17 protein-coding genes and 1 pseudogene are annotated in these 12,682 nt (G+C 61.9%); 10 read left to right on the top strand and 8 right to left on the bottom strand.

The window, feature by feature from the left end; genetic code table 11:
• Positions 1-119: 119 nt before the first annotated feature.
• A complete protein-coding gene (locus NC595_RS14770) occupies positions 120-2,087 on the bottom strand; it encodes a pyrroloquinoline quinone-dependent dehydrogenase (RefSeq protein ID WP_253567711.1) in 1,968 nt (655 codons plus the stop codon).
• 424 nt (positions 2,088-2,511) lie between these two features.
• On the opposite strand from NC595_RS14770, the gene NC595_RS14765 reads away from it, so the two are divergent.
• From NC595_RS14765 to NC595_RS14750, 4 genes are all read left to right on the top strand, one after another.
• Entirely contained in the window at positions 2,512-2,874 is a 363-nt protein-coding gene (locus NC595_RS14765; RefSeq protein WP_253567709.1) for an HIT family protein, read from the top strand.
• A gap of 130 nt (positions 2,875-3,004) precedes the next feature.
• Positions 3,005-3,415, top strand: a complete 411-nt coding sequence (locus NC595_RS14760) for a hypothetical protein (protein WP_253567707.1) — start codon at positions 3,005-3,007, stop codon at positions 3,413-3,415.
• 113 nt (positions 3,416-3,528) lie between these two features.
• The gene (locus NC595_RS14755; RefSeq protein WP_253567705.1) at positions 3,529-3,864 is read left to right on the top strand and encodes a hypothetical protein; all 336 of its coding nucleotides are present in this window, start codon (positions 3,529-3,531) and stop codon (positions 3,862-3,864) included.
• Between the two features lie 83 nt (positions 3,865-3,947).
• Positions 3,948-4,631 (top strand): DUF5343 domain-containing protein, encoded by a 684-nt coding sequence (locus tag NC595_RS14750; protein ID WP_253567703.1) that lies wholly within the window; start codon positions 3,948-3,950, stop codon positions 4,629-4,631.
• A 1-nt stretch (position 4,632) separates the two neighbouring features.
• On the opposite strand, the gene NC595_RS14745 is transcribed toward NC595_RS14750, so the two are convergent.
• The gene (locus tag NC595_RS14745; protein WP_253567701.1) at positions 4,633-4,830 is read right to left on the bottom strand and encodes a hypothetical protein; all 198 of its coding nucleotides are present in this window, start codon (positions 4,828-4,830) and stop codon (positions 4,633-4,635) included.
• On the opposite strand from NC595_RS14745, the gene NC595_RS20580 reads away from it, so the two are divergent.
• A complete protein-coding gene (locus NC595_RS20580; protein ID WP_425493164.1) occupies positions 4,741-5,100 on the top strand; it encodes a TIGR02391 family protein in 360 nt (119 codons plus the stop codon). The two genes, NC595_RS14745 and NC595_RS20580, sit on opposite strands and share 90 nt — an antisense overlap.
• Positions 5,101-5,166: 66 nt before the next feature.
• Here the strand turns inward: NC595_RS20580 and NC595_RS14740 are convergent, their stop codons facing one another.
• Together NC595_RS14740 and NC595_RS14735 are read right to left on the bottom strand one after the other, a co-directional pair.
• A complete protein-coding gene (locus tag NC595_RS14740; protein ID WP_253567699.1) occupies positions 5,167-5,928 on the bottom strand; it encodes a LytR/AlgR family response regulator transcription factor in 762 nt (253 codons plus the stop codon).
• On the bottom strand, positions 5,925-6,683 hold the full coding sequence (locus NC595_RS14735) for a sensor histidine kinase (protein ID WP_253567697.1): 759 nt from the start codon (positions 6,681-6,683) through the stop codon (positions 5,925-5,927). Before NC595_RS14735 ends, NC595_RS14740 begins: the two co-directional genes overlap by 4 nt.
• Before the next feature lie 218 nt (positions 6,684-6,901).
• Between NC595_RS14735 and NC595_RS14730 the strand changes: the two genes are divergently transcribed.
• The 3 genes from NC595_RS14730 (at position 6,902) to NC595_RS14720 (ending at position 9,112) form a co-directional block, all read left to right on the top strand.
• On the top strand, positions 6,902-7,282 hold the full coding sequence (locus NC595_RS14730) for an MAPEG family protein (RefSeq protein WP_253567695.1): 381 nt from the start codon (positions 6,902-6,904) through the stop codon (positions 7,280-7,282).
• 441 nt (positions 7,283-7,723) lie between these two features.
• Positions 7,724-8,383 (top strand): XAC0095 family protein, encoded by a 660-nt coding sequence (locus tag NC595_RS14725; protein WP_253567693.1) that lies wholly within the window; start codon positions 7,724-7,726, stop codon positions 8,381-8,383.
• Between the two features lie 339 nt (positions 8,384-8,722).
• The gene (locus tag NC595_RS14720) at positions 8,723-9,112 is read left to right on the top strand and encodes a nuclear transport factor 2-like protein (protein ID WP_253567691.1); all 390 of its coding nucleotides are present in this window, start codon (positions 8,723-8,725) and stop codon (positions 9,110-9,112) included.
• A 24-nt stretch (positions 9,113-9,136) separates the two neighbouring features.
• On the opposite strand, the gene NC595_RS14715 is transcribed toward NC595_RS14720, so the two are convergent.
• Both NC595_RS14715 and NC595_RS14710 read right to left on the bottom strand, forming a co-directional pair.
• A complete protein-coding gene (locus NC595_RS14715) occupies positions 9,137-9,511 on the bottom strand; it encodes a hypothetical protein (protein ID WP_253567689.1) in 375 nt (124 codons plus the stop codon).
• 399 nt (positions 9,512-9,910) lie between these two features.
• On the bottom strand, positions 9,911-10,459 hold the full coding sequence (locus NC595_RS14710; RefSeq protein ID WP_253567688.1) for a hypothetical protein: 549 nt from the start codon (positions 10,457-10,459) through the stop codon (positions 9,911-9,913).
• A 190-nt stretch (positions 10,460-10,649) separates the two neighbouring features.
• Between NC595_RS14710 and NC595_RS14705 the strand changes: the two are divergent.
• Both NC595_RS14705 and NC595_RS14700 read left to right on the top strand, forming a co-directional pair.
• Positions 10,650-10,763: pseudogene (locus tag NC595_RS14705) on the top strand (IS110 family transposase); the annotation flags it as partial.
• A gap of 337 nt (positions 10,764-11,100) precedes the next feature.
• Complete coding sequence (locus tag NC595_RS14700; protein WP_253567687.1) at positions 11,101-11,640, top strand: GrpB family protein; 540 nt, start codon at positions 11,101-11,103, stop codon at positions 11,638-11,640.
• Here the strand turns inward: NC595_RS14700 and NC595_RS14695 are convergent.
• Together NC595_RS14695 and NC595_RS14690 are read right to left on the bottom strand one after the other, a co-directional pair.
• Positions 11,629-12,153: an SRPBCC domain-containing protein gene (locus tag NC595_RS14695; RefSeq protein ID WP_253567686.1), complete on the bottom strand. Its 525-nt coding sequence runs from the start codon at positions 12,151-12,153 to the stop codon at positions 11,629-11,631. The genes NC595_RS14700 and NC595_RS14695 overlap by 12 nt on opposite strands.
• 79 nt (positions 12,154-12,232) lie before the next feature.
• A complete protein-coding gene (locus tag NC595_RS14690) occupies positions 12,233-12,589 on the bottom strand; it encodes an ArsR/SmtB family transcription factor (protein ID WP_253567685.1) in 357 nt (118 codons plus the stop codon).
• Between the last annotated feature and the right edge of the window lie 93 nt (positions 12,590-12,682).

Genomic DNA, 12,682 nt, shown 5'->3' with positions numbered 1-12,682 from the left:
CGGCAAGGTGAAATCGCCCGCAGCGTTGCTCCATTCGCTGAGGTGATCGCGATCCTGACCCACCACCTACCGTCCCGGTTTCCGCCGGGACCGCGAGACGAAAGCAACTCGGGAACCCCTCACTCCGGCAACTTGAACGCCACCAGCGCGTCGCTGCGCCCGGTATCCAGCTTGCCGTGCCCGCCCGCCGCGATCACCACGTACTGCCGGTTGCCCACCGCGTAGGTCATCGGCGTGGCCATGCCCGGAGCGGGCAGTTCGGCGCGCCACAGCTCCTTGCCGGTGGCCCGGTCCAGCGCCCGCAGGTAGCCGTCGGTGGAGGCGGCGATGAACACCAGCCCGCTGGCCGTCATCAGCGGCCCGCCCATGCCCGGCATGCCCTTGATCGAGATCGGCCACGGCGCCTTGTGCTTGCCGGTGCCCAGTGGGATCGACCAGTCCAGCTTGCCGGTGCCCAGGTTCAGCGCTACCACCCGGCCCCACGGCGGGGCGATGCACGGCGCGCCCAGCGGCGACTGCAGCACGCGGCGGCGCATGCCGTACGGGGTGTGCTTCATGCGGGCGTACTCCCAGCCCTTTTCTCCGCCGGCCTTGATCTGCCGCAGCCACTCCTCGCGCGGCAGCAACTGCACCTGCATCGGCAGGTCGTTGACGTTGGTCACCAGGGTCTGCGTGGCCGGGTCCCAGGCGCCGGAGCCCCAGTTCACGCCGCCGGCGTAGCTGGGCATCTCGATGGTGCCCTGCAGGCTGGGCGGGGTGAAGATGCCCTCGCTCTTCAGCGAGCCGATCAGCGCGCGGCAGCGGTTGCGGTCCCAGAAGGTGAGACCGTGCGCGTCGGCCGGCGTCACCGGACCGTTGCGCACCAGCGAGGGCAGGGCCGAGAACGGCTGGGTCGGCGACAGCTTCTCGCCCGGCACACCGTCCTGCGGCACCGGCTTCTCGGTGATGTCGAACAGTGGCGTGCCGTCGTCGCGGCGGAACACGAACACCTGGCCGGTCTTGGTCAGCTGGATCACCGCCGGGATGCTCTGCCCGTCGCGCTTGAGGTCCACCAGCATCGGCTGCGCGGCCAGGTCGTAGTCCCACACGTCGTGGTGGATCAGCTGCCGCGCCCACACCAGCTTGCCGGTTGCCGTATCCAGTGCCACCAGCGAATTGGCCCAGCGGTTGTCGCCGGGGCGCTCGCCGCCGTACGGGTCCGGGCTGGCCGAGCCAGTGGGGATGAACACCAGGTGCCGCGCCGGATCCACCGAGAACACGCCCCAGGCATTGGCTGCGCCGTCCCAGGTGGGGTAGGGCTTGGCCTCCGGGTCGCCGGCCTCGGCGGTGCGCTCCACCGGGTCCCAGTGCCAGCGCAGCGCGCCGGTGCGCGCATCGAACGCGCGCACCACGCCCAGCGCGTTGGCGGCCGAGTAGTTGTCGCCGATGGACGAGCCCAGGATCAGCGTGTCGCCGTCCACCGCCGGCGGCGAGGTGAACTCGTAGTCGCCTTTGTCGGAGTCGCGCAGCAGGTGCGCGGAGAGCTGCAGCTGGCCGTGCTCGCCGAAGCCCTCGCAGGGCCGGCCGGTGGCCGCATCCAGTGCGATCAGCCGCGCGTCGACGGTGCCAAAGAAGATGCGTGTGGCGCAGGCGCTGCTGGCCGCCGCGGTCGGGTCGCGCCACCAGGTGACACCGCGCGAGGCCAGTTCGGAGCGGTCCTCGCTGCCGTCGACATGCGCGTCGTACTTCCAGCGCTGCGTGCCGGTGGCCGCATCCAGCGCAAACACCTCACCGGTGGCGGTGCTGAAGTACAGCGTGCCGTCCACGAACAGCGGCGTCGCCTCGAAGGTCAGCTTTCCCTCGGTCTCCCAGCCCTTGGCCAGCGCGCCGGTGTGGAACGTCCACGCCGGCTGCAGTGCCGCCACGTTGGCCGGGGTGATCTGCCTCAGCGGCGCAAACCGGCTGCCGCCAGCATCGCCACCCCAGGCCGACCACTGGAACGCATGCGCTGCGGCATCCAGCGGCGGCACGTCGACCGGAGCCGAGCGGGAACAGCCGCCGAGCAGGGCGGTGATGGCGGCGGCGAGGATGAAGGTGGAACCACGCATGGATGGACGCTCCCTGTGACAGTGGGCGCAGGGTCGCGGGTGGGGTGGGGTGGGGCAAGCGGTTTGGGGTGAGTGGGATGGGGGATGACGTAGGCGGGTCCGGATGTCAGCAAGGACCATGCGCGGCTTTCGCACTTGTGCCCCATGACGACCCGTGGAACGATCCCGAAGTCGGGCAATGCCCGGCTTAATGGGGAAAGCGCAAGACTATGCGAGCCGGCGGCATCAGCAGAACGCCGCTGTGGGTCTGATCAGGGAGTTACCGCGCCCGGCGCGCGGAGCTTGAAGGAGTAGGCGGCAGGATGACACCGCATTTCCAAACTATTCGGCGTCAGGCCTCATGAGGCATGCTCCGGCCGGATACGCGTGTCCGTTCTGTGGCATCGCTGCGGCGCTTCCTTCGCCGGCTCCGGAATCGGCCGTTGTGCTGGTGGATAACAACCTCTACGCCCTCGTGCCGACGCATCACTACGGCGGGATCAAGGGCAACTGCCTGGTTATTCCCCGGATGCACTACGAGAATGTGCTGGATATTCCGGACAGCCTTGGCGCTGACTTCTTTCGTGCCACGCGTCGCCTGGCGCAGGCGATGCGGGATGTTTTCCAGTGTGAGGGGATCTCAACTCGCCAGCACAACGGGCCAGCTGGTGATCAGGATGTGTGGCATTTTCATCTGCATGTGTTTCCGCGCTACTCAGGGGACGCGCTGCATGCGGGTAGAAAAGTGCCTTACAACTTTGAGGACCGTATCGAGTGGGCGGCCAGTCTTCGGGCTGCTCTGGGCTAGGGCAAGGGGAGCGAGACTTATGAAAGTGCACTCTGCCCCCTGTTCTGCCTACATCTCACTCGAGGCGGACAACTTTGCAGCCGCTTAACTCAGGCGTTAGGTCGGACGAATTCAATAACACAGGAGACGTATGCGTAATAATTCATCTTCCACGGGCCTGGAAATCTACACCAGCGGTGAAAGTTGGCTACCAATGCTAGCAAAAGCATATAAAGCGAAAACCTCGGTTACTCTTATCGACGATGCTAATCTGGGTGTCGATCCCATTAATGAAACGCTTCTTCAAATGGGGCGCAAGGCAAATCTCACAGCAAAGGAATGGGGTGCTGTACTGATATCGTTAGGCATGGCCGGCGCTGGAGTATACCTGCTGGTAATGGCTATAATTGATCCAGAGCCATTTAGCAAAATTGCCGCAGCTTTAGGCACAGGGGCAGTTATGATTTTTGGCGGAGGCTTTTCAGCAATTCGCGTTCTTACTGGGCATCAACCTCCGACTGTTAAGGCGGGCCCAAAGGGTTTTGAGATTAGCTTTTCTTGAAATCTTCGCGATCGTCCCAGCCCAACTCGTTTGCTCAAGGCGGTCGAATCCGTGCCGCTTAACACAAGCGTTGGTGGCCAAAAAAGCAACAGCACGCAGGAGATATAACAGATATGGATGCTACAAAAATTGAGAAATTGGAGTTGGTGTTTACGTTATGTGAGCGGCTCGGCCTCGCCGCAGCGACGTCTGTCGGAGGAGCGGCGATGCTTCGCTTTAGCGCATCCGCGTTCCCGCCTTTTCCGCCTGTCGCTTCGATCTTAGGTCTACTGGTCTTCGTCGGTGGTTTTGGCCTTGCGTTCATCGCTGCTGGCGTGTTTTTCACCAAATTCTGCGGGCCGGGTACTAGCCGTTTCAAGGTTGGGTTAATGGCTACATTTCTCGTAATTCTTACCGTGTGTTTCGTCCTTGCAGTGGTCAAGGCCGGGGTCGTAGCGCTTGGCCACTAATGACTAGTTCAAGGCCAGCGACCTCGCCGCTGCTTAACTCTAGCGTTAGATACATGAAAAATCTCAACAACAGGGGAATGTAGATGGCGAACAAGTATCCATACGTAGCTTCCGCAGGCCCGCTTGTAAAGGCCGTAAGTCATTTTCGGAAGAGCTTCCCAAAGGAAGTTACCGCAGATACGCTGCGAAAATTGGGGGTGGCACCCAAGAACGAATCATACGTGATCAACGTGCTTCGATTTTTGGGGGTTATCGATGAAGAGGGAAGGAAAGTTGATAGCAAGGCAAAGGCCTTTGTCCAGCACCAAGACGGCGCCTTTTCATCGGAGTTCGAAAAGGTCGTCCGCGAGGCCTACGAGGAGCTCTTTGAACTTCATGGCGATGCGGCGTGGAAGCTCGATCGAAGTTCATTAACCCAGTTTTTTCGAACATCCGATCATTCCACAGAAGTTGTCGGAACTCGCCAAGCGGGCACTTTTTCGGCCCTTGCTGCACTTTCTGGCCACGCAGAGATGCCAGCTCCAAAAACGAATACTGTCCCAAAAAAGTCGCAAGGAGCTTCAGCAACGACGAGTGCGAAGAAGAATCCACCGACATCGCAAAGTAACTTACAAGGTACGGTCTCGGACCAAAAAGCTTCCGGCTCGGAACAATCTCTAGTTGGCCTTACAGTTCGTATTGAGGTAAATCTTCCTGCATCGGGAGATCAGGAAACATACGACCGCATCTTCCAAAGCATTCGGAAGAATTTGATCAATGGCTCTTGACCTAGACCAGTTTGAACGTATTGCTCGCGGAGCGCACGCCTTCACGGAGGCTGGCTCCGCCGGTAATAGCTCCGAGCATCCATTCGATGAGCGCAATATACATTCTGACCTGCCTGAAGATGTAAGGAGGCTTTTTGATAATGGTCACTATGCCCAAGCCACGTTCGAAGCGCTCAAGTATCTTGACGAAGAGGTTCAACGTATATCCGGGGACTCTGACTTCGGAAAGAGTCTGATGATGAGAGTCTTTGGTGGGGTTCCTCCGAAATTGCGATTAAACCCAGGGATGACTGCTTCTGAACAAAGCGAGCAAGAGGGCTTTAAGTTCATTTTCGCTGGGACGATGGCAGGAATAAGGAACCCCCGAGGTCATAAGAGCGGCGTCGTAGATGATCCTGACACCTGTCTCGACCACCTTTCGCTCACCTCAATGCTCCTACGGAAAATCGAAGAGGCGGGTTTGCGGTAGGAGATCAGAAGCAGGAACGGGGGCAGGTTCACTTTCACTGCTGGCAATTAGCGGCCGCAACACGCCTCATCGCCCCCTCAACCTCTCCGGCAACGCCTCCCGATACCGTCGACTCACCATCACCGTCGTCCCGTCCCGTAGCGTGAGCTCGGCATCCCCATGCCCCCGTGGCGTCAGCGCCGCGATCTGATCAGCGCGAACGAGATAGCTGCGGTGCACGCGCAGGAACTGTGCGGGGTGCAGCTGGCTGGCCAGTTGGGTGAGGGTGGCGCGCATCAGGTAGCTGCGTTGCGGGGTGTGCAGTTCCACGTAGTTGCCGCTGCCGACCAGGTGGGTCACTTCGTCCAGGGGCACTACCACGCGCTGGCCGCGTTCGGTGATAACCAGCGGCGGCGGGTTGAACGCCGGTGCGGGCATGGCGGCCTGCAGACGGCGCAGGTCTTCTTCAGCCGGTAGCGGGTCGGCGTCGGCGAGGCGGGCGCGCAGGCGGGCCAGCGTGGCGGCGAGGCGCGGGGCGTCGAAGGGTTTGAGCAGGTAGTCGACGGCGGCGACTTCGAACGCGCGCAGCGCGTGCTCGTGGTAGGCGGTGGCGAACACCAGCAGCGGCCACGGCGGCGGCAACCGGTCCAGCAGGTCGAAGCCGGTGGATTCGCCCAGTGCGATGTCCAGAAACAGCGCGTCGGCGTTGGCGCCGGGCAAGGTGGCGAGCGCGGCGGGCAGGGTGTCGGCTTCCAGCACCACCTCGACGTCTTCGTGGTCGGCGAGCAGGCGGCGCAGCCGGGCGCGGGCGGGGGCTTCGTCTTCCACGATGGCCAGGCGCAGGGTCATGCGGTCGGCTCCGCCGTCCACGTTTCCAGCGGCAGGGTGATGTCCACCACGGTGCCGCCCTGCGCGCCGTGGCCGATCTGCCAGTGGTGGCGATCCGGGTAGAGCAGGGCGAGGCGTTCGCGCACGTTGGCCAGGCCCACGCCCGGTTGCGCATCGGCGGCGAAGCCGACGCCGTCGTCTTCCACGCGGCAGTGCAGCCGGTCGCCATCGCGGCGCAGGCTGACGGCGAGCCGGCCGCGGCCGTTGCGCAGGCCGTGGCGGAAGGCGTTTTCCACCAGCGGCTGCAGCAGCAGGCGCGGCAGGCGCATGGTGTCCAGCCCTTCGTCCACGGTGATATCAACGTGCAGCAGGCCGGGTTGGCGTTCGGCCATCAGCGCGGTGTAGGCGCGCAGCCAGTGCGTTTCGTCGGCGACGCGCACGAACTCGGAACCGTCGGCGGTCATCGCCGCGCGCAGCAGGTCGGACAGCGCCACGATCATCCGGTCGGCAGCGGGCACGTCCTCGTAGATGCGGTTGGAGATGGCGTTGAGCGTGTTGAACACGAAGTGCGGCTCGATCTGCGCCGACAGGTGCGCCAGCCGCGCCTCGCTCAGCGCCCGGCGCAGTTCCAGCTCGTCCAGCTGCTGCCGGCGGCGCTCGCGGATGGTGCGGATCAACGCGCACGCGACAACGAGGCTGAGGTAGGTGATGAGATCTTTCTGGAACTCGTAGACCAGCCCGATCCACACCTCGCCGAACTCGTACGACGAACCCATCGCCGCGTACACCGCCTTGCGCGATTAAACGATTAAAGGGGACGTGGCTAATTAAGTCGAGAAGCGTGGCCGGGTTCACTTTCCGTGTTGGCGATTGGCGGCGGCAACAAAGGGGGCAGGGTCGCCTTTTCAAGGCGCTTTCTCTGTACGGTTGCGCTTTTAGTCCTGGTTTGTTTTCGATCATGCTTTTCGTGGGCGAATTTACTGGAGGCCAAGCCGTGCACCTGACAACCATCATTCTTCTCGTGCTCGCTCTGTACGTCGCTCAGATATTCCTGCAAGAGACCTCGCGCTTCAGGTTTGACCTCAAGGGCATTGTTGGCAACCGTGACGTTCAGCCCGAACCTTCCGTGATCGCGGCTCGGCTGGATCGAGCGAAGAACAACCTTCTGGAGTCCTTGCCGATCTTCATCTCCCTGGCACTGCTGGCCCTCACGAGGGGAACCAGCCAGGAGGCGGAGGCTCAGGGTGCGTTGGTCTTTCTCGTGGCCCGCGTCGTCTACGTGCCCGCCTACGTCAGCGGCATCCCCTGGCTGCGATCCCTGGTCTGGCTGGCCAGCATGTTCGGTCTTTTGATGATGGCGTTGCCGATGATCTAGGCAGCGCCCGAGACAAGAGGCAGAGTCGACTTCTCCACAGCGGGGTCTCGGTCGGTTGAACTCCGTACCGATGAGACCCGATTCCCGTCGGGTTCTTATCCTTCGACCAGATGCAGCAGGCATCGCTTTGGTGCGCCCCCCGTTTAGATCACTCTTTGATTTACCTGTGGCTCGCTGCCTTGACGCCCATCCATAGCAGTAGCAGACTCGGTCGCAAGGAGCCTCGAAACTCCCCACACAGCGGTACCCACCTCCGTCAAACCGGTGGGTTTTTTGTGCCTGCGTCATTGCAGGCGCAACCGACGCGAAGCCTGTGTCGGGAGGGCGGCTAATACAACACCCGCAAGGGGAATACGCCCGCCGGCTGTGTGCGGTTTCGAGCCTCCCGACTTCCCGTCGCCGTCCCGGCGCGCGGGTACTTCATGGAATGAGGAGGCGAACATGTCGACGATCGATTCGGAAGACCTGGGAGCAACGGGCGAGGCTTGGCCCATGCACAGCCTGCAACGGCTGGCGAAGCTGCGCGTGGATGTGGCGTTGTTGGCCCAGCTGGCGCGAACGCGCGGAACGGACGCGCCACCGGATGACCTCACGGCCGTGCGCCTGAGCGAAATGGCCCGCAGCCTGACCTGGCTGGAGGCGCGGATCGGGCAGGTGCTTGACGTGCATTCGAGCGCAACGGAGGCAGACGAGCGAACGGCCGCGCAGGACGCCGATGCGGTGCCGGATGACGCAGCCTATGACGATGCGGCGTCCGCGATGGACGACGCGGGGCCGCGCTACATGTCCGGCATCACCCTGGATCAGATCGACGCGATCCACGAGCTGCTCGACAAGCTTCGCGCCCACGGCGACGTGGTGACGTGCAGCCATCGGGCCGAGTTCGCCGACGGCACGCTGACGATGATGGGCGACGCCATCTACCGCGACGCCGGCACGCTGCGCGATCTCATCGACGCCATCGACGCGCAGCGGCTGACACCGCCACGCAGTACGCGACCCGGCGTAGCGGAGGAGGGCGCCACCTACCTCGGACAGCCCTGGCAGGTGCCCATGGACAGCGCATCGCACCTTGTGCGCGAGCACCCGACGTACCAATAGCCGGACAAGGGCACGGGGGAACGATCCGGTCGCTCCGTGCCCTTTCTTTCAGCGCCGCTCTTTGCCGCGCCAGGAAGGTAATCCGCGGGAGATTTCCGGCCGGAATCGGCCAGAGGCCGCCTTTGCTTCCGGCGGCTATGGCAATGCGTCCGGTTGGCCCGCCAAGTGGTCAACGACGGGTGAGGCGACCAGCCGGTCACGCTGCTGCTGGTGGATTCGGCGAATGAAACCTGTCCTGTCCGAATCCGCTGGCAGCGAGTCGAGTCCACTTCTCTGTTGACTCTGGACCAGGATCCAAGGCCTACATTGGGCTTCCATCCCCCACGCGAGAACTGCGAGATGCCCGCGAGCCCTGCCCAGGTCGTCACCGCCTTCCTTCAGGCCTTCATGTCCGGCGATATCGACCGGGCCAGGCATATGGTGAGCGAGGACTTCTGGTTCCAAGCGCCACTGCACGACGGACGCGGCAGCAAGTCGACCTACTTCGCCGGGGCAGAAGCGAAGACCCGTTTTATTCGTGCCTTCCGCATCTTGCGTCAATGGGCAGAAGGCGCTGATGTTTCCACCGTCTACGAACTCGACATTCACACGCCCGATGGCGACGCCACGATGGCGATGAGCGAGTGGCACACCGTGCACGCGGGGCTGGTGACGTCGACGTACATGGTGTTCGACAGCTCGGCCAGGGCGGCCCAACTACTTGGCCATGCGCTCGGTGCCCACCATTGATCGGGGGATCCGGTCTACGAGTTGTTAGCGTCCTTGCTGCGACTCGGATTCTTTCTTGCGAATGAAATCTAACTCACCTTCGATGATGCGTCTCAGGGCTGGTTCAGACTGAAGTGCTCGTTCGAACCAAAGGCGTGCATCTTTTAGATGGCCATTTGTACGCAGCGCCTTTGCGCCGTATAGCAAGGCGTCAGTGTTGTTCGGCTCCTTGCTCAAGGTGGCACGAGATATATCGATCAATTCAGCGAGCCGATTCTGACGCCAGAGGTCAAGAAATTTTTGTTTTCTGCGAGCGACGCGCGAACCTACAAGGCCCATGACGAGAAGCACGGCCTGGGCTACAACCACGACGAATAGAACCGTAGTAAGCGTCCAGAGTCGCTCTTCGATGGCATCCATATCATTCGGTTCCTTGAGTGCTAACCGGAGTTAGGCGCCCCTCGCGAAGTGCCATGTGATCCATGCGCATGATAAGACTGTGATGGTAATAGCCACTACAATAGGTGCTGTGTTCTTGAGGTTGCGCCGCAGGTAACGATACGGCCAGACTCCGGACGCAAAGGCGAAGAGCGTCAATATAGGCGTAATGATTAAACCCCACTCCCCGCGATGATCCTGCGCAAAGTTTGTGATGCCGAGCGTGGCTACCGCGTCGCTCACGGCAACCCCTAGCGCGAAACTAGCGACGGCGAGTAGTGGCCATGCGAACGCCAAATATTTGATCGTGTGCTTTGCTTCCATGACGCCTAACGCCTGAATTGAGCCAAGCCGCAAGCCGGCTTCGGATTGAATGAATTGTCACCTGCCAATCGGTGATTGCTCGAATCGGATCTTGGCGTCATCGATGAGCCGCATAAACGGTTCGCCCTGTCGCAGCCTGAGATCCGCCCAGAACGTTACTTCGCGTGCTTGGGCTGGCAGCTTGGCGAATGGGGCATTGACCGAGAAGGTAAAGCTCTTGGGATTGTTCGCAAGGACGAACTTTTGAAGCGCGGCCAGCTCATGTGCGCCGCGCGGGCTAAGAGCCAGCAGATAGGTCAATACACGGATGTCCGAGCTAAAGACACCACCCGAGCGGGTGCCGGGCCCCACTTGCAGCGGCACAAGCCCCATCGCGGCCGATCGGGCGCCGGCGGGGCCAGAGAGGCTTAGCGTGAGCCGGGCTGCGGAGATGTTCAGGTCGTACCCCGCAGGAACGGAGAGCCTCACTCGCACTTGCGTGGGATCCACCTGCGCGAGGTCGCGTGGCGAGAGTGACGAAAGACTCAGCGCGGTGGACAGTGGAATTGATGCGCATCCTGCGCAGAGCAGTAGTGCAGCGAAAACAAGAGCTACAAAATTCCTCATGGCTATCCTTGGCAGCTAACGCTGGAGCGGCGGCGAAGCCGTCAGCCTTGAACGAACAAAAGAGACTTTCCCCCTTTCGGCCTCGAGGGCCATGATGGTGGCAACACAACCGTCAGCGGAGGAGGAAGTCTCCATGGGCACTATAGCCCTGGGTGTGGACCTGGCGAAGCGGGTGTTCTCGGTATGCTAGGTGAATGCCGCCGGGCATGTGCTGCGGCGGCAGGCGTTGAGGCGCGAAGCCTTTGCCGCATGGCTCGGCCAGCAGCCGGCCGGCACCGTGGTGGCGATGGAGGCGTGTAGCGGTGTAGCTGGACCAGGGCACGGAGAAAAGGACGCCAACTGTCTCCGTGCACTTTTTATAGCATCAGGTTCACGCCCTCCATGCAGGCCGGACCGAGCAGCGTCGGCAACCGTGTCGTTATACGCTTGCCCACACCCCTCGCCGTGGAACGATGCGCTCATGTCTCCGGCCGGAATGCGCGCTGCGGGATTAGATTGCAGAACTAAGCCGCGGCAGCAAGGGTAGGTGGCTGGATTGATTGAACAGGTGCCGTGAGGGGATGCAGGGCCGAATGGATCAGGTCGCAGGATTCGATCGCGCTCTGCGACCTCCACAGCGTCAGGTTTCTGAGGTTCCGCGCATGACATCGAGTTCCGCCTCCCAAGAGACGTCTGCTCCCGTCATCGTTGTTCCCTACGACGCGTCGTGGCCGAGCGAGTTTGAATCCGAGAAGCAGGCGCTTTCCCTCGCGCTGGCGCCATGGCTGGCAGGCCCCATTGAGCATGTCGGTAGTACCGCGGTTCCTGGGCTCGCCGCGAAACCCGTTATCGACATCATGGTCGCCGTTGAAAACCTGGATGCTTCACGCCCTGCCATCCCGGCCGCCGAAGCGTTGGGCTACCTATATTGGCCATACAAAGCCGATGTCATGCACTGGTTCTGCAAGCCCTCGGATGCCCACCGGACGCACCATCTCCACCTGGTTCCTTACGGCAGTGAGCTTTGGCGGGCAAGGCTGGGGTTCCGCGATGCGCTGCGAGCGAACGCACGTCTCGCACAAGAGTACGCCCAGCTCAAATTGGACATGGCCAGCAGATACCGCCATGACCGCGACGCGTACACCCAGTCCAAAACCGGGTTCGTTCAGCAGGTGCTGGAATCTATCGGTTCACCCGTCTAGTGAGTGGGACCGAACGCGACCCCGTCCTTGAAACATGTCGTCGAGGCGTGTGTAGCTGTGCTCCATGCCGTCGGTCATGCCGGTGGAGACTGCGTCTTCACGCGCTTGCTTGGAGGCGAACGTCAGGTTGCAGATCAGCGTCGTGATGCCGTGCTCCTCCGTGAGTTCAAGTGACACGATGCAGGGATCGCCCGTTGGCATGGCGAAGTCCATGTCGCCCGGGTCGAAGTATTGTTCGTGGACGAGCCTGGAGCCGTCATCGACTTCGGTGAACGTACCCAGAAAGCCAAACGCGCTGCCGTCTTCGCGGTTTTTCCACTGCCACTTGTATGTGCCGCCGACGCGGACATCCATGTCGCACACGGGCATGTCCCAGCCTTCATAGCCTTGCCATTTGCGCACGAGCTCGGGGCGTGTATGTGCATCCCACACCATCTGGCGAGGCGCATGGAATGTACGTGTGACGCGGACTTCGCGATCACTCGGAAATGTCACTTCTGCGGGCTTGGGCATGGGTTTCTCCTGGGTGATCCTTCGTGATGGCGCGAGACTCTGAGGACGCGTGAACAAACGGCGCGCTGACACGTCAGTGCTATTTGTGTGTCCGTTTGCGCCGGGACGGTTTGGCCTGGAGTTCCCCGAGCAACGCATCGAGACGCTGGTAGTTCTGCTCGAAGATCTCGCGGTAACGTTCGATCCAGTCCACGGCCTCCTTCAATCCTTTCGTTTCCAATCTGCGTGGACGTCGTTGCGCATCGACGTCCATCGAGATGAGGCCGGCGCGTTCAAGCACTTTCAGATGTTTGGAAATGGCGGGTTGGCTCATCTCGAACGGCACGGCGAGTTCCGTCACGGTGGCCTCTCCCGTGGCCAGCCGGGCAAGGATCGCGCGGCGGGTGGGGTCGGCCAGGGCGGCGAAGGTCAGGTTGAGGCGTTCCGAACTTTGCATAACTATCCAGATACATAACCTAAAGGTAATGTACGGCGGTGAGGCAGATTGGTCAAGACCTGCCGACCGGGGGCTAATTAAAGGGGACGTGGC

Source organism: Dyella lutea, assembly GCF_024158035.1.
In the GTDB taxonomy this organism is placed as follows: domain Bacteria; phylum Pseudomonadota; class Gammaproteobacteria; order Xanthomonadales; family Rhodanobacteraceae; genus Dyella_A; species Dyella_A lutea.
The sequence above is the reverse complement of the archived record's forward strand: the minus strand, read 5'-3'. Positions and strand labels throughout refer to the sequence as shown.

Coding starts and splice junctions, on each gene's coding strand:
- NC595_RS14740 (WP_253567699.1), bottom strand. CDS start 5,928: ATGACCCTGCGCCTGGCCATCGTGGAAGACGAAGCCCCCGCCCGCGCC.
- NC595_RS14750 (WP_253567703.1), top strand. CDS start 3,948: ATGGCGAACAAGTATCCATACGTAGCTTCCGCAGGCCCGCTTGTAAAG.
- NC595_RS14700 (WP_253567687.1), top strand. CDS start 11,101: ATGACATCGAGTTCCGCCTCCCAAGAGACGTCTGCTCCCGTCATCGTT.
- NC595_RS14735 (WP_253567697.1), bottom strand. CDS start 6,683: ATGGGTTCGTCGTACGAGTTCGGCGAGGTGTGGATCGGGCTGGTCTAC.
- NC595_RS14695 (WP_253567686.1), bottom strand. CDS start 12,153: ATGCCCAAGCCCGCAGAAGTGACATTTCCGAGTGATCGCGAAGTCCGC.
- NC595_RS14690 (WP_253567685.1), bottom strand. CDS start 12,589: ATGCAAAGTTCGGAACGCCTCAACCTGACCTTCGCCGCCCTGGCCGAC.
- NC595_RS14720 (WP_253567691.1), top strand. CDS start 8,723: ATGCCCGCGAGCCCTGCCCAGGTCGTCACCGCCTTCCTTCAGGCCTTC.
- NC595_RS14755 (WP_253567705.1), top strand. CDS start 3,529: ATGGATGCTACAAAAATTGAGAAATTGGAGTTGGTGTTTACGTTATGT.
- NC595_RS14725 (WP_253567693.1), top strand. CDS start 7,724: ATGTCGACGATCGATTCGGAAGACCTGGGAGCAACGGGCGAGGCTTGG.
- NC595_RS14710 (WP_253567688.1), bottom strand. CDS start 10,459: ATGAGGAATTTTGTAGCTCTTGTTTTCGCTGCACTACTGCTCTGCGCA.
- NC595_RS14760 (WP_253567707.1), top strand. CDS start 3,005: ATGCGTAATAATTCATCTTCCACGGGCCTGGAAATCTACACCAGCGGT.
- NC595_RS14715 (WP_253567689.1), bottom strand. CDS start 9,511: ATGGATGCCATCGAAGAGCGACTCTGGACGCTTACTACGGTTCTATTC.
- NC595_RS14770 (WP_253567711.1), bottom strand. CDS start 2,087: ATGCGTGGTTCCACCTTCATCCTCGCCGCCGCCATCACCGCCCTGCTC.